At 39.3% G+C, this 20,909-nt stretch carries 20 protein-coding genes and 1 pseudogene; 5 read left to right on the top strand and 16 right to left on the bottom strand.

The annotated features are described in order from the left end of the window. Nucleotides 1–12 precede the first annotated feature (12 nt). The gene (gene rluD, locus ACT3RM_RS01745) at nt 13–990 is read right to left on the bottom strand and encodes a 23S rRNA pseudouridine(1911/1915/1917) synthase RluD (RefSeq protein WP_441834256.1); all 978 of its coding nucleotides are present in this window, start codon (nt 988–990) and stop codon (nt 13–15) included. A gap of 141 nt (nt 991–1,131) precedes the next feature. On the opposite strand from rluD, the gene ACT3RM_RS01740 reads away from it, so the two are divergent. Then, nucleotides 1,132–1,896, top strand: a complete 765-nt coding sequence (locus ACT3RM_RS01740; protein WP_441834255.1) for an outer membrane protein assembly factor BamD — start codon at nt 1,132–1,134, stop codon at nt 1,894–1,896. Nucleotides 1,897–1,973: 77 nt separating this feature from the next. On the opposite strand, the gene ACT3RM_RS01735 is transcribed toward ACT3RM_RS01740, so the two are convergent. Then, nucleotides 1,974–2,312: a P-II family nitrogen regulator gene (locus ACT3RM_RS01735; RefSeq protein WP_008114445.1), complete on the bottom strand. Its 339-nt coding sequence runs from the start codon at nt 2,310–2,312 to the stop codon at nt 1,974–1,976. Between the two features lie 160 nt (nt 2,313–2,472). On the opposite strand from ACT3RM_RS01735, the pseudogene ACT3RM_RS01730 reads away from it, so the two are divergent. Together ACT3RM_RS01730 and ACT3RM_RS01725 are read left to right on the top strand one after the other, a co-directional pair. Further along, a pseudogene (locus ACT3RM_RS01730) lies at nt 2,473–3,027 on the top strand (GspH/FimT family pseudopilin). 79 nt (nt 3,028–3,106) lie between these two features. Continuing rightward, nucleotides 3,107–3,634 carry a GspH/FimT family pseudopilin gene (locus tag ACT3RM_RS01725; protein ID WP_441834254.1) on the top strand — a complete coding sequence of 176 codons (528 nt, stop codon included), beginning with the start codon at nt 3,107–3,109 and terminating at the stop codon, nt 3,632–3,634. 6 nt (nt 3,635–3,640) lie between these two features. Here the strand turns inward: ACT3RM_RS01725 and ACT3RM_RS01720 are convergent, their stop codons facing one another. The 13 genes from ACT3RM_RS01720 to murJ all read right to left on the bottom strand — a co-directional run bounded on the left by ACT3RM_RS01720 (nt 3,641) and on the right by murJ (nt 18,546). Next, complete coding sequence (locus ACT3RM_RS01720) at nt 3,641–4,066, bottom strand: type IV pilin protein (protein WP_441834253.1); 426 nt, start codon at nt 4,064–4,066, stop codon at nt 3,641–3,643. 10 nt (nt 4,067–4,076) lie between these two features. Next, entirely contained in the window at nt 4,077–7,223 is a 3,147-nt protein-coding gene (locus ACT3RM_RS01715) for a PilC/PilY family type IV pilus protein (RefSeq protein WP_441993478.1), read from the bottom strand. 2 nt (nt 7,224–7,225) lie between these two features. Further along, nucleotides 7,226–7,756: a pilus assembly PilX family protein gene (locus ACT3RM_RS01710; protein ID WP_441834251.1), complete on the bottom strand. Its 531-nt coding sequence runs from the start codon at nt 7,754–7,756 to the stop codon at nt 7,226–7,228. After that, complete coding sequence (locus ACT3RM_RS01705) at nt 7,744–8,754, bottom strand: PilW family protein (protein ID WP_441834250.1); 1,011 nt, start codon at nt 8,752–8,754, stop codon at nt 7,744–7,746. Before ACT3RM_RS01705 ends, ACT3RM_RS01710 begins: the two co-directional genes overlap by 13 nt. A 1-nt stretch (nt 8,755) precedes the next feature. Further along, nucleotides 8,756–9,316, bottom strand: a complete 561-nt coding sequence (gene pilV, locus ACT3RM_RS01700; RefSeq protein ID WP_441834249.1) for a type IV pilus modification protein PilV — start codon at nt 9,314–9,316, stop codon at nt 8,756–8,758. Between the two features lie 123 nt (nt 9,317–9,439). Next, nucleotides 9,440–10,141 carry a LytR/AlgR family response regulator transcription factor gene (locus ACT3RM_RS01695; protein WP_441834248.1) on the bottom strand — a complete coding sequence of 234 codons (702 nt, stop codon included), beginning with the start codon at nt 10,139–10,141 and terminating at the stop codon, nt 9,440–9,442. Further along, nucleotides 10,138–11,178, bottom strand: a complete 1,041-nt coding sequence (locus tag ACT3RM_RS01690) for a sensor histidine kinase (protein WP_441994722.1) — start codon at nt 11,176–11,178, stop codon at nt 10,138–10,140. The genes ACT3RM_RS01695 and ACT3RM_RS01690 overlap by 4 nt, the downstream gene beginning before the upstream one ends. A gap of 31 nt (nt 11,179–11,209) precedes the next feature. Then, on the bottom strand, nt 11,210–12,139 hold the full coding sequence (gene ispH / locus ACT3RM_RS01685) for a 4-hydroxy-3-methylbut-2-enyl diphosphate reductase (protein WP_441834246.1): 930 nt from the start codon (nt 12,137–12,139) through the stop codon (nt 11,210–11,212). After that, on the bottom strand, nt 12,139–12,579 hold the full coding sequence (gene fkpB / locus ACT3RM_RS01680; RefSeq protein ID WP_441834245.1) for an FKBP-type peptidyl-prolyl cis-trans isomerase: 441 nt from the start codon (nt 12,577–12,579) through the stop codon (nt 12,139–12,141). The genes ispH and fkpB overlap by 1 nt, the downstream gene beginning before the upstream one ends. Next, nucleotides 12,576–13,076 carry a signal peptidase II gene (lspA, locus tag ACT3RM_RS01675; RefSeq protein WP_441834244.1) on the bottom strand — a complete coding sequence of 167 codons (501 nt, stop codon included), beginning with the start codon at nt 13,074–13,076 and terminating at the stop codon, nt 12,576–12,578. The genes fkpB and lspA overlap by 4 nt, the downstream gene beginning before the upstream one ends. Before the next feature lie 9 nt (nt 13,077–13,085). Further along, nucleotides 13,086–15,911 (bottom strand): isoleucine--tRNA ligase, encoded by a 2,826-nt coding sequence (ileS, locus tag ACT3RM_RS01670; RefSeq protein WP_441994723.1) that lies wholly within the window; start codon nt 15,909–15,911, stop codon nt 13,086–13,088. Between the two features lie 25 nt (nt 15,912–15,936). Continuing rightward, entirely contained in the window at nt 15,937–16,863 is a 927-nt protein-coding gene (gene ribF / locus ACT3RM_RS01665; RefSeq protein WP_441834242.1) for a bifunctional riboflavin kinase/FAD synthetase, read from the bottom strand. Nucleotides 16,864–17,007: 144 nt separating this feature from the next. Beyond that, nucleotides 17,008–18,546, bottom strand: coding sequence for a murein biosynthesis integral membrane protein MurJ (gene murJ, locus ACT3RM_RS01660; protein WP_441994725.1), 1,539 nt, complete (start codon nt 18,544–18,546; stop codon nt 17,008–17,010). Between the two features lie 295 nt (nt 18,547–18,841). Between murJ and rpsT the strand changes: the two genes are divergently transcribed. After that, the gene (gene rpsT / locus ACT3RM_RS01655) at nt 18,842–19,102 is read left to right on the top strand and encodes a 30S ribosomal protein S20 (protein WP_441834241.1); all 261 of its coding nucleotides are present in this window, start codon (nt 18,842–18,844) and stop codon (nt 19,100–19,102) included. Nucleotides 19,103–19,337: 235 nt separating this feature from the next. Here the strand turns inward: rpsT and ACT3RM_RS01650 are convergent, their stop codons facing one another. Further along, nucleotides 19,338–19,721: a response regulator gene (locus tag ACT3RM_RS01650; RefSeq protein ID WP_441834240.1), complete on the bottom strand. Its 384-nt coding sequence runs from the start codon at nt 19,719–19,721 to the stop codon at nt 19,338–19,340. Nucleotides 19,722–20,264: 543 nt separating this feature from the next. Between ACT3RM_RS01650 and ACT3RM_RS01645 the strand changes: the two genes are divergently transcribed. Beyond that, a complete protein-coding gene (locus ACT3RM_RS01645; protein ID WP_441834239.1) occupies nt 20,265–20,510 on the top strand; it encodes a hypothetical protein in 246 nt (81 codons plus the stop codon). Nucleotides 20,511–20,909 lie beyond the last annotated feature (399 nt).

Genomic DNA, 20,909 nt, shown 5'->3' with positions numbered 1-20,909 from the left:
TAACAGTGCTCTTTAAAGCTCAATATCAGGGTTAGCTTTAGTGTCTTCACGTAGAGCCTGAGTCATAGCAACCATGTCATCGGGTATTGGGGCTTGCCACGTCATCATCTCACCGGTAATTGGGTGAGCAATACTTAACTTAACTGCGTGCAATGCTTGGCGAGTAAAATCACGTAACATTTGAAATAATTCTGGCGTTGCGCCTTTTGGTGGTCGTGGACGCCCGCCATAAGAGCGGTCACCAATTAATGGGTGATTGACAAAAGCCATGTGAACACGTATTTGGTGAGTCCGTCCTGTTTCTAGGCGTAAACGTAAACGTGTATGAGCACGAAACTTTTCGGCCACACGGTAGTGAGTTATCGCGGGCTTACCCTGCTCATGCACGGCCATGTGAGTACGCTGTGTAGGGTGACGCCCAATTGGCTTTTCAACCATACCGCCAGCAGTCATCGTGCCGTTACAAATAGCTTCGTATTCACGAGTGAAATTTTCACGCTTTTGCAACGCGTTTACTAAATGCGTTTGTGCTGGAATCGTTTTCGCAACCACCATTAAACCGGTAGTATCTTTATCTAAGCGATGTACAATTCCTGCGCGTGGCACATTAATAATTTCAGGAAAATGATGTAATAGTGCATTAAGCACAGTACCATCAGGATTTCCGGCACCAGGATGCACCACTAAGCCCATTGGCTTATTGATCACTAGAATATCATCGTCTTCATAAACGATGTTTAGTTTGATATCTTGTGCTTCATATTCACGCGGTGCTTCGATGGTGGTTTCAACATTAACTTGTTCACCACCAAACAGTTTTCCACGTGGAGTGTTGAAAATTTCGCCATTAACGGTGATTTTATCATCTAAAATCCATGTTTTTATGCGTGAACGAGAATAATCCGGGAACAATTGTGCCAATACTTGGTCTAGACGTTTACCGCCTAATTCAGTTGGAACCTCGGCTTGTAGAGAAATTTGCTCTGACATTAGTAACTTTACCCAATTTACCAGTGCAAGCTGTGCTCGACTGGGTTAGAATCGCTTTTAATAAAAGCATTATATAATATGTATAGTTTACTCGGTTTTACCCTATTGGCCTAGCCGAAGACATCGAAGGTAACAAATAAAATGATAAATAGAATAGGAAAACGTGCATTCGCCCTTGTTTTTACAATTTCATTACTTGGTTTAGGTGCTTGCTCATCAGCACCAGAGGAAGAAGAAATTCAACGTGTTCCTAATAAATCCGCACAAGCGCTTTATGAAGACGCTAAACAAACTCTTGATTCAGGTCTTTATGCCCGCGCTATTGAACTATTAACTGCTATTGATTCGCGTTACCCATTTGGCCCTATGTCAAAGCAAGTACAAATGGATTTAGTGTTTGCTCACTACCAAGCAGGTAATACCGAACGAGCACTTGCAACCATTGACCGCTTTTTGCGCTTAAACCCAAATCACAAAGACTTAGATTACATGTACTACATGCGCGGTTTAGTGAATATAAAAGCCGATAAAAATGCCTTTCAGGAATATTTTGGAGTTGATAGAGCCGATCGCGATGCAAATCGTACCCGCGTAGCGTTTACCGATTTATCAACGCTGGTAAAACGCTTCCCTAACAGTGGGTACGCACCAGAGGCAAAGAAACGTTTAGTATGGTTACTTAATAAAATGGCGCGCTATGAGTTAAAAGTAGCTAAGTATTACTACGAACGCGAAGCCTACCTAGCAGCCGCTAACCGTGGTAAGTACGTAGTTGAGCATTACTCACAAAGTAGCTACCTAGATCAAGCCCTAGCTATGATGGAAAAGAGCTACGACAAGCTTGGTCTATCAGAGCTAAGTGAGCATGCTAAAAGCACCCGAGAGCTCAACAAAAGAAATAAGTAAGTAAAAATAAACACAAAAAAGGCGCTACTTTAATAAGTTAGCGCCTTTTTTTTGTGCTTGATTACTTAAAGAACAACTTAAATTGCATCTTCATCTTCTTCCGCTGTACGGATACGCACGACACGCTCAACTTCTGTGACAAATATTTTACCATCACCAATTTTTCCTGTTTGCGCGGTTTTAACTATCACATCTATAGCACGCTCTACGTCCTCGTCACCTAATACGATATCAAGCTTAACTTTAGGTAAAAAATCAACCATGTACTCCGCACCACGGTATAATTCTGTATGGCCTTTTTGACGACCAAAACCTTTAACTTCACTGACCGTCATTCCTGTGATGCCCACATCTGACAGTGCTTCACGAACGTCGTCTAATTTAAATGGTTTTATGATTGCTTCTATTTTTTTCATATTAATTACTTTTTAAAGCTACAGTTGCCTCGATTTTAGACAATCATAAGGCTCATAGCAAACAAAGTGATTGTATTACGGTGATAAAACAATCTGCCATGCTATGATTATGCTAATAAAAATAGCTATACTAAGGTAATGAGTAGTCAATAAGATGTATATGAAAGTAAAACAACACGGGTTCACTATACTAGAGTTAATGGTTACTGTAGCTATTGCCAGTATTATCGCCACTATAGCATTGTGGAATAGCAGCGACATGCTAGAGGAAAACCGCGCCGAAAACTTTTTATTAGAGTTAAAAAGAAATATTTCTTATGCCCGAGCTCAAGCAGCAAGTACCGATGAGATTGTAATTGTATGCCCCGCGCCAAACCCAGCTTCAAGCAACACCAACCTAACATGTCAAAGTAAGTGAGACTCAACGAATACCGTTATTTTATTTATAGATGCTAATAGCAATGGTCGTTATGATAGCTCAGGCGACAGCCTACTACGTGTAATGTCGAACTCACCCTCTAATGACAAAATAAGTTTTTCTGGTGATAGCAGCCTTCGCTTTAACACCAGCGGTCGTATCACAACAAGCTTAGCCAGCATTAGTGGTTTTACCGGTTTTATTTATTGCACAAGTAATGATAATAATAAAGCATTGAGCGTATCAGTATCAGGGACTGCTTTTTATGTTGGTGATACCAACAACACGTGCGATTAAAAAACAAACAAAATACAGTTGTCATATAGCTATCATTTACTAGACTGAATTAATAAATTGTTAGTTCAGGATTTCAAGGATGAAATTATCAATACTAAAACTCAATGGAGCTACCCTTCTGGAACTAATGGTTGCTCTGGTTATAGTAAGCATTATTAGTCAGCTATCAATGTGGTTTTACCCTAACTTTTTAGCTAAAAACAGATTAGAAAATCATGTTAATCTCCTGCACAGAAATATCAACTACGGTCGCTTATATGCTGTTGAAAATAGTACTTATGTTACTCTATGCGCACTAAAAAATGGTCAATGCACTGAGGGTAAGTGGGATAAAAAAATGTCACTTTTTATTGATCACGATAAGTCAACAACGTTAGAGCACGACGAACTGCTTTTAAGTACATTTGAAAAGGTGCACAGTTCAGATAGCCTTGAATACCCTCGAAACGCAATAACCTTTCGCCCTGATGGGTCATTAAATGGCTTTCAAAATGGGACTTTTATATATTGCCCAAACAACAAAGCCAGCCTCGAAGGGCTAGCTTTGTCTATAAGTCAAACGGGTAGAATTCGTATTAAATCAACTGATAAGTGCCAAAAAGAGTAATTAAAACTACCGACCCCAGCAGTAGTCAACATCCTTTCCTTCGTTTGTTTTTGCCCCTTTAGCACCTTTAAGACCTGTATCAGTTATGAAAAGCTCAGTGCAATCACCGTCTCCTTTTACCGGCCCTGCAAAAGGTTTTGCAGTGATTGTAAAAGCATTTTTATTCGTCACTTTAATCGTTAATTCAAAATGTTTATTCTCGGTTTTACTTTGTAAACCTAAATCAGTAAATTTCTCTGTATACTCCCTATTGTCAACAAAATACTGCTCTTCTTTGTTTGCAGCATCTAATAATGCTGCAGCAGCCTCTGCACGTGAGGCACGCTTTACATACTCTGAATAATTAGGCAGTGCTATTGCAGCTAAAATACCGACGATAGCAACTGCTATCATCAATTCAATTAAGGTAAAACCACGCTGTTTTTTGATCATTTAAACCGCCTTAATCGTCTTCATTCTGTATATTTTCATCATTTTCTTCGCGCTTATATATATACGTTTGTCGAGTTTTAAAGCCAAACCCTGACGTCTCATCATTCACAAGCTTGATTTTACCATTAACAACATTCAAGCCTGGGCCTGTAATTTCCAGTGGTTGCAGTGGGTTTTTAGCACTATCACTTTTGATGCCTGGTCCAATTAAATAGAATTGGCTTTCAGGTACTTTTGAAGAATCATCATCGCACTTTCCATTACCATCGCTATCTGCACAAGTAGAGCCAAAATAAAGCTGCGGTGTATCGGGTACTTCTGTACTAGTTGCAAACTTTAAGTCATCATAAACTTTAGTACCATAATGTAAATGAAAAGCATAAAGCGAGCCGCCGCCGCCACTGAGCGAGCATTGGTTTTTAGTTGATGACTCGGAAGCAGGTGTGAAAGATGTAAAATAAGCAACACCACCGACAACGGTTGCAGCAGCTAATGACTTTTCTCCTGCTGCCAAACTGTAACGCCACCCTTTAAACTCTCCTCCCAACTTTGCTTCTTGTTCAATAAAGCCAGTTTTGTTACTCAACGCATTACCAAATGGGTCATCATTCATGCTCATTAAGTCAGCTGGTTTAATAGCCTCAGGCTCTTTACCTGTAAATGACTCTGTGACTGTATTTTCGTCTCGTATCATAAACAATTGATCTGAAGTTTCTGCGTCATTAGGGCTTGTTCTTTTACCACTACCAATAACAATGGCATCATACGGGGTGTCTAACCGTGTGGTCACTTCCCCTTCTATTGTCACTTTGCTAAACATAGTCCGAGCTACTAACGGCTTATAAAAAAAGCGCCTATCAGCCCCAACACCTAGCTCAGCCAATTTATAGTAACTAAATTCACTTTTATCATCACTAGGCATATCAATGCGCCAAATATTACCGCCTGTATCTGCTGCATATATTCTATCAATGTAGCCGTCATAATCAGAATCCAATAATGTAACACCTGCAGCAATACTATGTTTACCTTCAAAGCTGTCGTTATCCAATAATGACCAAAGCTTAGTGCCTGAATCTGCATCCACTATATATACATTATTACCTACAGAGTCAGCTTCAGAGCTATTATCTTTATTAGTATCGTAACCACCGCCGAAAACAAGTACTGGTTTATCGCCAAACGCTTTTATAAATGCAACTTGTGGCTTCGACCACGTTTGAGCAAGCTTAGTAAATTCACCCTCACCTCCTTGTATTGTCCATTTTAATTTGGGAGAGTCAGGATCAGTGATATTTAAACTATAATAGTTATTACCACCACGTCGCATTCCAGCGAAAGCCCACACTTCATCCCCTTTACTAGCATCAACAATTCCATCATTTACACTATCGCCATCATCGCTAATGAGGCTTTCATTTTTGGAGTACACACTTATTGGCCCATCCATACCATACTTTTTACCCGAGTCTTCATCTCGAAGTGGTTTAAGAATATTAAAAAGTGCAGAGGGTATAAATGCCCAACTTTCATCTACTTCATTATTAACATTATCGTCTTTAAACATATGTAAAAAACCCGCATTTGTACCAATTAAGATGCGTATATCGCCATTACCATAATCGATAGCAACGGGTTTTGAATGCAATGGGTCGCCAAAAATATCATTGCGAACAGATGACGATGAATTCTCATTATCAACGTCTACACCGCGAGCCCAATTAATTATCTCTTTAACTTCCGACTTATCGACATTAAAAGCCTTAGCAATATTCTGTTCACTATCATACGCTTCTTTAAGGGCATCAAAGTCAAAGCTAATTCGTCCGTCGGTATTTGCATCCGTAAAAATATTCCGTGATTCGGTTCTATTTGAAAGAGCAGCATTCACACCACCACTTTTCACTGAGTTCCCATCGGCTGCCTTATCTTTGTCCCAAAATGTAGCCGCATCTGTATTTATTAAACCATCATCATCAAGTGCGGTATTATTTTTAGCATCTATAATAGTATTGCCAGACACTTTTAATTTTTTTAAATTACCACGCCAGCGTGTACTTTTATCAGGAAAAAACATGGCAAGATAGATAGCATCGCCACTACGTGTTTGATCAACATTGTTACTTGCAAAAGATGGGGAGGTAAATGTACTGTTTTCACTTCTAATATCTGAAACAGCTTGATTTAAAGCTTCCGTTAACTTTTCAGGAGTTGTTGCAGGTATATTTTTCCCTCCACCCAACGTAGATGCTAGTTTTAATAAGTTTTGACCTTTTTCAGTCATGCCAGAACCAAAGCCGATGGTATATAGACGCCCTGTTTCATTAATATCGGGAGTAGATGGATACAAATCAACAATAGTGTCGCCTGTTCCATGAATAACTTTAGCAAGCTGATGCAGCATGTTATTATAATAGCGATCACCGTTAGTTAAATAACTACCAAAATACTTATTATGCTCAACGCTAATGTCATAATCTCTCTCATTATCACTTCCCGAAGATGGGTCTCCATCAGTCATATAAATTATATTTACTGAGTTATCACAGCGTTTAGCTTCAGCTAGGCTATCCGTAAAAGGGGATATGTAAGTGTGGCTATATACATTTTTCCACTTCCAACAACTGAGCAATCCCCACTGTTGGCATTCCCTACGAATAAAGGTTTTATTTTCAACACTACTATCCCTATTTGATTCACTAACTTGCTCACCATAGTGCACACTTTTCCCTGTTATATATAAATAAGCTTCCCAAAGTGTTTCAGTCAATGGAGTACCACCACTAGCAGGAAGGTTACTTATTGATGTTTTTATAGACTCTGAAGAACTGCCAATACCATTTAAAACATAACCACCATCAAGGCTATTAAAACGCATTAAGCCAAAATCTATAGAGTCTTTATTAACCTCAACTACTTGACTCATAGCTGACTGAGCAGCTTCAAGACGACTAATACATGAGCCATAACAGCTTTCACTACCAGTACTTGATGAGTAAGCCATACTTCCCGAGGTATCAAAAATCAATAAAACACGCGGCTTTTCATCAAGTTCTATATTTTCATTTACATAAAGCTCTATATCTTCTGCGATAACAGGTAACGCAATGACACAACCTAAGATTAAAGCGAATATATTTTTCAACATGAGTTTCATTATTAAATCCCCTTACCTATACTCGCCATCTCTTGAGCTATACCTGTTACTATAGTTAATTGGTGCTTGCTTTTAGAGCCATATTCTATAGTAGTAGATACTTGGACCATGTTGCATGAAACACCCGCTGTAAAACTATAACTACGAGGGCAGTTAAGCTCTAGCGAACCTCGATTTAAATTCGTCATTATGCTTTTCATTTCGTGCCCAGGCTCTGTAATGTCCTTCTCTGGTATAATTATTTTATTACCATCACTATCAAGCTTACCCGAATCTGTAGCGGTCTCATCTGGAGTAAGAAAAAAGTTACTATCAGCACCTTCTTTAGCTTCTGACGCAATCACTCTTTGCACTTCGCCAAGCAATTGATTTTCAGCGACTTCTCGCTCTTGTGCGGCATTGGTAATTTTAATATCAATGGTACTACTACTCATCAGTGTAACTGCAATACCGGTTACGGCAACAACCATGATCAATGCTACAATTAACACGACACCTCGTTGTTTACTTGGTAGTAACTTTAAATTTTCCATAGGTTTCCCCCAACGTTACTTAAACGAATAGTTGTTGTAAAAACAGTTCTTCTATAGTTATCATTAAAATTTAACTCTCGCTTTGCAGCTCCCTCACCTAAAATATATTTTTGGTTTTTAAGTTCAATCCCAGGGTCTGGTTGAAGTGCACGGATTAATAGAAAAACTTGCACCGTTAATATAGCTTTGCGGTTTTCCCATTCAGCAGCAGTAATTGTGCTGGCGCTTTTATAAGTATCAACTCGACTGTCGCTATTCGTGTCTAATCCAAACAAAAAACGCATATTTTCGACCCCTTCCATTATCGTTTCAGAGGTCATTTTTCCATTTACTAATCGTTTTCTTCTTAATGCAGGGACTTTTATTTCTTTATTATTTACTAAATATTTTTCTTCTTTAATATAATAAACATGATGACTATATGGCCAAATAGTTACGTTGATATTTGTTGGGGTATGTTTACCGGTTACAAAACGTGCTTGTTCTTGTTCTGCGATAAAATAATTTATTTTATCGCTAGTGGTATTAGTACCTGTAATAGCATCATATTGAGGATCACCTTGTAAAAACTTGAGCTGAAGAATATCGGTCTTTTTATTATTCTCAGGAATAATGCCGTCGTTTATGCAATTTAGGTTATCTTTACTAGCAGTCGTTTTCGCATAAATAGTACGAAAATTACTACTACTGGTTAAATCGGGAAAGCTGCCGTTATTAGTCCCCTCAGAGCAATCACCTGTAATCGTCGTTGCAGAAACGGTTGTATTTACTGAGGTGAACGAGTCATCGTAATAAGTTCCCCAAAAACCAACTTGCTCAATATCACGCTGCATAATATTTATAGCTAAACGCCCTGACTCTTGGAGCTCACCGATGGTCATCGTGTCTTTTGTGGTTACTTTCATACTAATAAAAGTGAACATAACGCCACCGAGAATTAAACCACCAATAAATAGTGAAATCATAGCTTCTACAAGCGTAAATCCTTTTTGCTTCATGTTAGCTCCTCACATATATATAACTGGTTAAAACCACTAAACGGCGTTTTTTATCGGCTGTTCCACAAGTAGTGCTTGTCGTGGCTGCATTTGCTGTAAATTCTTGTCGGCCCTGCCATGAAACAATGACTTCAATATTAAAAGCTTTACCACCTGAACCAGCTACTGCAACAGGATTTATACATACACTTGCATCATCGAGGGAACCCGTGTTGTCACGGGCACGTATTGCTCGTTTCCACTGTTCAAGATCAAGTAAAGCAATTTGTTCTGCAGTACATGAGCTGCCAAAACATGTTGTTGATGAGCTTATAGGTGTCTTACTAGTAAAGTCTTTTTTATAAAGTGTACCCAACTTAGGCGTATCATTAGCACGAATACGTTGGATAATGTCATTTCCAAGTGCAACAGCAGCAGCGCGCTGCATAGAATCAAAACTTGCTTGTTTAGCTTTTGCTTGCAAAGCAACGGCACCTAGCAGACCAAAACTGAGGATAATAAATGCAATAAGTACTTCAATTAAAGTAAAGCCTTTTTGCAATTTAAAGTGATGTGATTGCATATATAAACCAAATAAAAATTACCTAATTATAAGTTTATGCAATTAAAATCTAGATTCAAGCAAGACTACGACAAACGGCTATATTTGTTGATAAACGGTTAATAAAGTACTGGTTAATAATATTTAAAGCGTATTTTTAACCGTTTTTAGCTCGCGTCGACTAACCGCTAATAGCTCATTACAACCTTGCAGTTCAATAACATGATTCCCATTACCTTGAGAGTGCAGTGCTATAATTTTACTTTTAATTACCAAGGTATTACGGTGAATACGTAAAACAAGAGCAGGATACGAGAGCTCTAACTGTTTTAAGCTTTGCTCAATAAGAGCTTCTCCTGATTTGAATACCATCTTCGTGTACTTTTCTTTCGCATTGAAGTAATAAACAGACTCTATCTCAACGCTTTTGAGTGTTCCTGCAAGTTGATAGTTTATTTTAGTAACGTGTTGCTTTTGTACATGGGCTTTATTTATACGCCCGACTTGCTCAAGCACTGTTTGTAATGATTGTTCTGATATCGGCTTTACCAAATAACCCGCTGCATTTAATTGAATAGCATTTAAGGCATACTCTGGGTGCGCGGTAATAAATATAATCGCGGGTGGAACCGGTAATTTGTTTAACTCTTTTGCGACCTCCAAACCATTAATACCCGGCATATCAACATCTAAAAAAACTAAATCAGGTATCACTTTTTCAATAAGCTTTAGTGCTTCATTACCGTTACTTGCCTCCCCGAGTACTGTTATATCTTTATTAATTGCGAGTAGTCGTTTTAAGCGCACTCTTGCAAGAGGTTCATCATCAATAATAACAACATTCATAGATCACTCTCTATTTGTTTAGGGAGCACTACTTTTACTCTAAACACATCATTTTTATTTGTAATGCTTAATTGCGCTTTATTATTATAATAAATATTTAAACGTTGACGAATATTATCAAGTGCCATGCCATTATTAGGTCTTATATTAGAATTAGCGCTAATCGGTGTTATTGGGTTTGAAACAATAATGGTTAAATAACCCGTTGTAACATGTAGTTCAACTTTAATTACAGTGCCTGCCTCCCTCGTTTCTACGCCGTGACAAACCGCATTTTCAATTAAAGGCTGAAGTGTTAAACAAGGTATTGCCAGTACGGGTAACTCATTTGGTATTTGCCAATCTACTTTTAAACGATTACCAAAACGCCACGTTTCAAGCTCGACATACTGTTTACTAAGTATTATCTCACTTTCAAGTGGCACACTCTGTCCTGAACGCATTGCCGCTTGTGATAAAGCCGCTAAGGCCAAAATTGCTTGCTCTGCTGCATTTGCATCTTGGTGGGATAGCTCAGCTGCTGTATTTAAGCTGTTATATAAAAAGTGAGGCCGAATACGTGCTTGTAATGCGTCAAGCTCAGCACGTGATAGCGCTTTTGTTTGCTGCTCTTTTTCAAAATGAATAAGTAGAAACTGTACGAATAATGCAGCAAGTAAAAACACAATTATACAATTGCGAAGTACAAAATAGATGAGTTGTTTATTGCTTTCTATACCAAAAGCAAAATGAGAGAATAGTACACTAAATATACTGGTACTTACTGTAAAAAAAGTAAAAAAGTAAAAAAGCTGAATAAGATGAGTTTGTTTTTGTAAAACCCCACTAAAAATATACAAAGAAGACGTGCTAAATAAAACAGTTAAGTGTAAAAAAAGGCTCATTACACCAAGACTAAGCCAAGCATCCCCCTCTATATTGGGTGCAAATGCCAAAACAATAGCAATAACTTGAGTAACAACTAAGGTAGCTAATACCCCCCGCTCATTAAAAAGAGCTGTAAAAAGCAATGCATCGTGGCGAGGCAAAGTGCTCATTCAGCTCTCCTATTAAAGTGTTCTGTACTACTTAGCGTAGTTCAATAGGTACTGCAAAAACAATATCTTCTTCTTTACCTGGGTTTTCAATAACCTGTGTACCGCCGAGTTCTTCTAAGCGGTTGATCACTTGCTGTACTAACACCTCAGGTGCAGAAGCTCCTGCAGTTACCCCAACGGATTTAAGACCTGCAAACCACTCGTCTTGCACATTAGTGGCATCATCAATTAAATAAGCGGTGGTGCCCATTTTATCAGCAAGTTCACGCAATCGATTTGAGTTAGAGCTATTTTTAGCTCCCACTACAAGCAGTACATCGACTTTGTCAGCAAGATCACGTACCGCATCTTGGCGGTTTTGCGTGGCATAACAAATATCATCTTTGCGTGGGCCATCTATAGCTGGAAACTTGCTGCGCAGCGCATCAATAACATCAGCGGTGTCATCAACCGATAAAGTGGTTTGGCTACAGTAGAATAAATTCTCTGAATTTTTAACATTAAGATTAGCAACATCCTCAGGGGTTTCGACTAAATAAATGCCGCCATCGTTATTATCATACTGCCCCATAGTTCCCTCAACTTCAGGGTGTCCTTGGTGACCAATTAAAATACACTCAATGCCCTTACGGCTAGCGCGAGTGACTTCCATATGCACTTTTGTGACCAGTGGGCAAGTCGCATCAAATATTTTAAGCGCACGACGTTTTGCTTCACTGCGCACCGCTTGTGATACGCCATGCGCACTAAAAATAACAATGCTGTCGTCAGGTATCTGATCAAGTTCTTCAACAAATACTGCACCACGGTTTTTTAAGCCATCAACCACATAGCGATTATGCACGACTTCATGGCGTACATAAATTGGCTTTTCAAAAATATCGAGTGCACGTTCAACAATACTAATAGCGCGATCAACGCCAGCACAAAAGCCACGTGGGTTTGCTAATAAAATATCCATTAACCCCGAACCTCAATTATTTCAACTTCAAACGTTAAACGCTGACCAGCTAAAGGATGATTGAAATCAATCGTTACCGAATCCCCTTGTACTTCACGTACCAGCCCGGGTAATTCAGTACCGTCAGGTTGAGTAAAAGCAATAATATTACCAACTTCCGCGGGGGTATCTGTACCAAACTTACTGCGTTCAACATAATAAATGTTGTCAGGGTTGGGCTGCCCAAAGGCATCTTCAGGTTCAAGTTCAAAAGATTTATCTTCACCTGCACTTAAACCCATTAAACACTTCTCAAAGTTAGCCGTTAAGCTACCATCGCCCATGATGAGTTTAGCTGGCTTATTGTGCACTTTCGTAGAGTCTGCGGCAGAGCCATCAGACAACTTAATTGAAAAATGAAAAATAACTTCTGAGTTTTCAGCAATTACTGTTTGGCTCATGTTTTTTGCTCCTTAGGGCTTTCGCCGGTAAAGGCATCAAATAATAAAAGTGCTGCGCCTATACAAATTGCGCTATCAGCGATGTTAAATGCAGGAAAGTGCCAGTTATCATAATAAACATGTATAAAGTCGATAACATAACCATAAGTAATACGGTCGTATAAGTTACCAATAGCACCAGCAAGCACTAAAGCGTAAGCACCACACAAAACCTTATTTGAGGCGGGTAAACGCTTTAACCACCAAATAAGTAACACACTGATTGATACCGCAATTAAACTTAAAAACCAACGCTGCCACCCTCCTGCATCACTTAAAAAGCTAAAGGCAGCGCCATAATTATGCACATAAGTAAAATTGAAAAATGGCAATATATCAATAGACTGGCGCAAATCCATAGTGCTTACAACCAGAGTTTTGCTCGCAAAGTCCACTACCAATAGTAGTAGACTTAACCACAGCCACACTAAACCACTTTTTTGGGTTAGTTTGCTCACTAAATACTCCTAAGCGAATTGACGCTGTTCGCCTTCACCATCAACATTATTAACACAACGACCGCAAATTTCAGGGTGTTCTGGATTACTCCCCACATCATCACAGTAATGCCAACAACGTTCACATTTTGGTGCGTCCGTTGCCGCAACTGAAATATACAGCCCTTCGATTTCTGTGGTTTGAGTATCAGCTGGTTGGCTTGTGACTGCTGCAACACTTACTGTTGATGTTAATAACACAAAGCGAAGCTCATCGCCTAATGCAGCAAGCTTTTCAGTAAGCTCCTCACTTGCATAAAGCTTTACATTCGCTTGTAACGTTGCGCCCAGTACTTCTTCTTTACGCGCAGCTTCAAGTACACGGTTTACTTCATCACGAACACTTAGAATGGTTAGCCAATCTTCGTTACTAAATTTACCATGGCTAGTCGCTTTTAAGCCTTCATACCAAACAGAAGTAAATACGTAATCATCACGTTCACCTGGTAATGCTTGCCAAATTTCTTGTGCGGTAAAGCTCATGATTGGTGCCATCCAACGCGTCATTGCTTCAGCAATATGGTAAAGCGCAGTTTGACACGAACGACGTGCATGGCTATCACTTTTAGCTGTATATTGACGGTCTTTAATAACATCCAAATAGAACGAACCAAGTTCACCGGTACAGAAATTCATAAGCTTTTGCGTTACATGTAACATTTGATAGTTATCATAAGCAGCTACAATTTCTTCTTGTAATTGTGCCGCGCGGCCAACAATCCAACGATCTAGCTCAACCATATCGTCGATCGCTACTTGATCTGTTTTTGGGTCAAAGCCACTTAAGTTAGCCAATAAGTAACGGCTGGTGTTACGAATACGGCGGTAACGATCTGCAGAGCGTTTAAATATTTCGTCAGACACCGTCATCTCAGCGGTATAATCTGTTGATGCCACCCATAAACGTAAAATATCAGCACCTAGTTTATTCATCACATTTTGTGGTGAAATAACATTACCCAATGATTTTGACATCTTGCGGCCATTTTCATCAACCGTAAAACCATGTGTTAACACTTGGCGGTACGGTGCATGGCCATTAATAGCGACCGAGGTCATCATTGATGACATAAACCAACCACGATGCTGATCTGACCCTTCTAGGTATAAATCAGCCGGGCCATTAAGTTCTTCGCGAGCATCCACAACACATGCATGAGTTACACCTGAGTCAAACCATACATCTAAAGTATCTTGCACTTTCATATATTGCTCAGCGTCATCACCCAGCAATGTCGCCGGCTCTAAGTCATACCAAGCTTGAATACCTGACTTTTCAACAAGCTGGGCTGCTTGCTCAATAAGCTCTTGGGTATTTGGATGTAGAGTACCGGTGTCTTTATCTACAAATAAGGTGATTGGCACACCCCAAGTACGCTGTCGTGAAATACACCAATCAGGGCGGCCTTCAACCATATTCGCAATACGGCTTTCGCCCCACTCTGGTAACCATTGAGTGTTTTTAATTTCGGCTAATGAATCTTGGCGTAAATTAGCCTGATCCATACTTATGAACCACTGCGGCGTAGCACGGAAAATTATCGGTGTTTTATGACGCCAACAATGCGGGTAACTATGATTAAGCGCATGATGATGCAGCAGAGCACCGCGTTCGTTAAGCACATCAACAACACTCGCATTAGCTTTAAACACGTGTTGGCCAGCAAAAAGCTCAGTATCAGGTAAGTACACACCATTTGCGCCAACCGGGTTGGCGACTTCTAAACCATAGTTTAAACCAGCCACGAAATCTTCCTGACCATGACCAGGTGCAGTATGAACAATCCCCGTACCTGAATCAGTTGTTACATGATCAGCCACAATCATTGGCACACTAAAATCATAAAACGGATGCGCTAATTGAAGGTTTTCTAGTGCTGCGCCTTTAACATACCCTAATACGTGGTAATGCTTAAAGCCAAAGCGATCAACCGCATCTTTTACAAGTTCTGAGCCTAAAATTAAACGCTGCTGTACGCCTTCATCTTCAATTTGTACAAGTGCGTATTCTAGATCAGCATGCACTGCTACAGCACGGTTAGCAGGTAATGTCCACGGAGTGGTTGTCCAGATGGCGGTGCTTACAGTCCCCGTACCTTCGTGGTCTGCTTTTAAATCAAACGCATTAACAACAGCTTGTTGCTCGTCAAATACAAAACGCACATCAATTGCTGGTGATTGCTTATCTTGGTACTCAACTTCAGCTTCAGCGAGTGCTGAGCCACAATCTGTACACCAATGCACCGGCTTAGCACCTTTGTGCAAATGACCTTTTTTGATAATACGGCCAAGCACACGAATCGCGTTAGCTTCAAAATCAAAGTTCATAGTTAGATAAGGCTTTTCCCAATCAGCAAAAACACCTAGGCGTTTAAAATCAACTTTTTGACCTTCAACTTGCTTTTTTGCGAAAGCACGGCACTTTTCACGAAACTCGCTGGCCGTGACTTTAACGCCTGGTTTACCCACTTTTTTCTCAACCATTAATTCAATTGGCAAACCGTGACAATCCCAACCAGGAATGTAAGGTGCATCAAAATCAGATAAGGTTTTTGATTTAACAATAATATCTTTAAGAATTTTATTAACTGAGTGACCTAAGTGGATATCACCATTTGCATACGGAGGGCCGTCATGCAAAATGAAGGTTTTTTTACCCTTTTTAGCGCTGCGGATTTGACCATACAGGTCGTCTTCATACCATGCTTTTAGCATTTTAGGTTCACGTTGTGCCAAATTGCCGCGCATTGGAAACATGGTTTCCGGTAAATTCAAAGTATGTTTGTAGTCGCTCATTAATCCTAGTTTCCGTATCGGCTACCTAATTTAAACCAAAACACTGTTTTGCGGCTGCAACGTCAATTGCAATTTGTGCCGTCAATTGTGTTAATGTCTCGAATTTTTTCTCATCGCGAAGTTTTTCAATCAACTCCACGTGCATAAATTGTCCGTAAATATCTTGCGCAAAATTAAATAAGTGTACTTCTAATAGAGCGCGTGTCCCATTAAATGTGGGCTTGTTACCAATATTGGCAACCCCATAAACCTGTTGTCCTGAAATCGTAGCACGAACTGCAAACACCCCATTCACAGGGCAGACCTGACGTTTTAAAGCGATATTTGCGGTTCTAAACCCTAGCTCTCTGCCTCGCTCCCATCCATGGATGACTCGCCCAGAAATAGCGTAGTCATGACCAAGCATCGCTTTTGCCTGAGCTAGTTGACCTTTTGCCAAAGCCTCACGAATAAACGTACTGCTTACTCTATCATTTAATTGGCGAAAACTGGCAGTGCTTTTTACATCCATATTCACTTGTTGGCCCATTTCACTGAGCAGAGAAAAATCCCCTTGACGACGTTTACCAAAACGAAAGTCGTCACCAACTGTCAGGGCTTTAACTCCTAGTTTAGAGTTCAACACTTGCTCAACAAACTGCTCAGCTTGCATATTAGCAAATTGTTGATTAAAACTAATACAAATAACCCGTTCGATACCAAGCCTGGCAAGTAATACCAACTTATCGCGCAATCGTGTTAAGCGCGCAGGTGCGTTACCTTTAGCAAAAAACTCTTGCGGTTGAGGTTCAAATAACATTACCGTACTGGGCAAATTATATTTTTTCGCATCATGAAGCAGCCCCTTTAGCACTGCTTCATGCCCTAAGTGTACGCCATCAAAATTACCAATAGTTAACACGCAGCCATAATGCTGAGCCCGAATGTTATGAATACCCCTAATTAACTCCATATGACCTTTTGCCTTTGCCAGCAAGTATGCTGAAAGTAACCCATCATTAGCTCGATAATAAAACCGAGGTTACAGAACCGCCGATTATATACCCAAACCACCCCAAGATGCGAGTGTCGTTGCCGTGGTTTTAGTGTCCCTTTTTTAGTTTAGTTCAGTAGTTGCAACGTTTTTTATGGTATTTAATCGCACGCCCAATATAAACAAGGTTAAGAAGTACATAAATCCAGCAATTAATAGCAATGCACCTAGCAGTAATAGCTGCTGTGTAAAATGCCATGTTTGCCATGCATAATAGCTGTTCAGGTAAAGTACACTAGCCCCCATAACAATACTTGCTGCAATGCACTTAAGCGTAAACCAGCCACTCATGCTAGAAAATTGATACACCTGCTCTTTTTTAAGCTGTCGATATAATAAGAATGCATTGCAACTAGCCGACATAGAGGTAGCAAGCGCAAGCCCTAAATAACCAATAAACGGCGCTAGTATAATATTAAAAACCATATTCAGCACTAAAGTAATAACACCTATTTTTACAGGCGTTTTTGTATCTTGGCGTGAGTAAAAACCGGGGGCTAATACTTTAATTAGCATAAAACTTACTAACCCTACCGAATACGCCATCACACCAAAACTTACCGCTTTAACATGATCAATTTCATCACTACTAAATGCACCATGGTCAAATAAAACAGTAATGATAAGTGGGCTAATAACCATTAATCCCACCATAGCGGGAATGCCTAAAAATATCACAAAGCGCACCCCCCAATCGAGTGTGTCTTGAAAATCACTACCTTTTTTACTGCTATGTAATTTAGATAGCGACGGTAAAATAACCGTGGCAATACCAATACCAAATAGTCCCAGTGGAAATTCAATAAGTCGGTCAGAGTAATAGAGCCAAGCAATAGAACCTGTCATCAATAACGAAGCAATAACCGTATCAAGCAATAAATTAATTTGACTAATAGAGACCCCAAATAGCGCCGGCAACATTAATTTACGTACTTTTTTCACATTCTCGTCTTGCCAACCCCAGCGCGGTGGAGCGAGCATTTTCGCGCGATATAGAAAGGGTAGTTGAAATAATAACTGCACTACCCCACCGACAAACACCCCGATAGCAAGTGAGTAAGCACCAACCGAAAACTTATCATGTAAAAAAATAGCGCAGAGAATAATAGAAATATTTAAAAGAACTGGCGTAAATGCTGCCACGGCAAAGCGATTATAAACATTCATAACAGCACCACTTAGCGCCACTAGACTTACAAAAAACAAATAGGGGAAAGTGAATTTTAGTAAGGAGCTTGCCAGTTCAAACTTGTCAGCATCAGGCCCCCCTTGCCACCAATCAATAAACCACCCAGTACCAAATAAGGCGGCAATAACGGGCGAAGCGACTACACCAAAAATTGTCACTAGAAGTAAAATAGTGCCAAGCGTGCCCGCAGCTTGCGCTACAAAAAAACGCACTTTATCATCGCCTTGCTGCTCTTTTATATCAGATAAAACCGGCACAAAAGCCTGTGCAAATGCACCTTCTGCAAATAAACGGCGTAAGAAATTAGGGATCCGATTGGCAAATAAAAACACATCGGCAGCAGCACTTGCCCCCAACAAATTAGCCACAACAGCATCACGTACCAACCCTAAAATCCGCGATATCATCGTCATTGCACTGACAATCATACCCGAACGAAATAACCCTTTTGCCACACTAAACCTGCTTTAAAAACAACTAAGAGTCACAATTATGCCACAGTCTTTTTTATAAATCGCTTTAAAGCACTAGGCTGGGTGGCTATGCTTTGTTATAATCCTGATATTAACTGCTAAAGCGGCAAATTGATGTTCGTTATAAGGAGCAGTTTTTCTTGAAATGTCAAAATTTTATTGACATTCATGATAAAAAAAGGCATATTCCACGGCCTTTAAATTAAGCTTATTTTAAGATTGTTAGGAGCAAACCTTGGCTAACATCAAGTCTGCAAAAAAACGCGCTATCACTAGCGAAAAAAGCCGTCAGCACAACGCAAGCCGTCGTTCAATGATGCGTACATACTTTAAAAAAGTAGTTTCTGCTATTGAAGCTGGCGACAAAGAAACTGCACAGCAAGCATTTGCTGCTGCAACACCTATTTTAGACCGTTATGCAACTAAGGGTCTAATTCACAAAAACAAAGCTGCTCGTCATAAGAGCCGTTTAGCTGCTAAAATTAAAGCACTATAATTTGTTTTTGAATGCATATAAAAAACCGGCTTAGGCCGGTTTTTTTTACTTAAAATTTAAAGCCTTCGTTATACCAATTGCCTTGAATTACTGATCTGTTATCGCGATAAGTAAATAGCTCTTGGTTATAAGGAAGAAACTTTGAAGTATCGTTGTTTTATATAAATACTTTTATCGCAGTTAGTGAGTAATTTAATCCTCTATCATGATCATACTTTTAAGAACATGCTATTAATTAAGCTATATCTAATTCGGGGTAAAACTTCTTCAAAATAGCCGCTATTTTCTTTGGTGAGAAAGGCTTTACCACAAACCCTTTTGCGCCTTTATCAATCGCATCCCTAACATTCTCAACACCCGAGTGAGCAGACACCATGACCACATTTGCCTGTGGGTTAATTTCGCTAAGCTGAGCTATTAACTCTTTGCCGTCACCGTCGGGTAACTCAATATCAAGAAATATTATATTGTAGTCACTTGTTTGACATGCGCTGATACATTGCGCCGCTGTTGACGCCTCTTTTACATTTTCAATTCCTAAATGCATCAAAGTTTGATTTAAAAAGCTGCGCACGGTGCCTACATCATCCACTATTAAAATTGAAAGCTGTGTATTCATGCATGATCCCCATAGGCTATGAACTAGGTTTAAGTTATTATATGACAGCCTGAGCCACTGTGTTTATTATAAGAACTTATTTAATTAAATTTATAAGCCATTATAAAGAGCTATGCTTAAAAGACCAGATTTGCTTTAGGCCTAAGAAAATAAAAATCCAGCAAGTAGCAAAGGCCTGCACTAATTATATTAATGTATTATCAAACAAAAAAACCACACCAACAACCTATGAAATTAGACATAGTGATCGGTAGCATATATTGACTCGACTTCTTGCTTACACAAAGGCTTTAGATAATAAGTACTTTAAAACTATTGGCCAGTTTGAGATACGAAACGCTTTACTTATGCCATAAACTATCAACACCAAATAGCTTTAAAAAATGCAATACCAGCCATCAATATGTTTTTTTTACCACACTGAAAACTAAAAAACTGATTAATAAAACTAATCCGAAGCAGATAAAATTACTTGCTTGAAAGGTGTGCAAAAGTTCACCATAATGGCGCTCCTTTTTTCAACACTAGAATACTGACAAAACCATGCTGAACGAGCTAGATTGGCTTTTAAACATTTCTCTATTGGCCCTAGGATTGGGTGCCTTTTTTATAAACCAGCAGACTGTATTAAGAGTCGCGGCGATTAGTGCCTGTATGCTGCTGTTTTTATCTTTTAGTTTGGATTTGATGTCTTCAAGTGTTATTTCAAATATGAGCTTGGTGCTGATCAATACTTTTTATTTGTTTAAGGTATTTACGTTTGGACAGTTACATATTGCGCAAAACTAACTGCTTATAAACCTAATTAAAGTCCCTTTGATACTTTTATATACCTTTCTCAATTTTGAGTAAGGTATTTTTTTGCCTTGGCTATAAGTGTTGTTTTAAGTTTATTACACCTTTGCTGGCTTTGATTTATTTTTATCTTTTTGGAGGATGCCACGTCCATCAGGCACGATGTAGTTAATTGTAAATATACAGCTGACATACCTTATTATTCAATCCCAATGCCTCCTGCAGGAACTGCAAATATTGATGAAAACTATTTACGTAGTGAGCATCTAGAGCTACTCGACCTAAATATAAAATTTAGATTAGCTAAGTACAAATAGGTGTCACTGTAAACTTGCACTCCCACCTCTAAAAGGGCAAAAAATGCATTACTTATCTTTATCCTTGATTGTAATC

This window comes from Pseudoalteromonas sp. AOP7-A1-14 (assembly GCF_052376275.1).
Lineage (GTDB): Bacteria > Pseudomonadota > Gammaproteobacteria > Enterobacterales > Alteromonadaceae > Pseudoalteromonas.
Note: the sequence above shows the minus strand (reverse complement) of the source record. Positions and strands in the feature narration are given on the sequence as shown.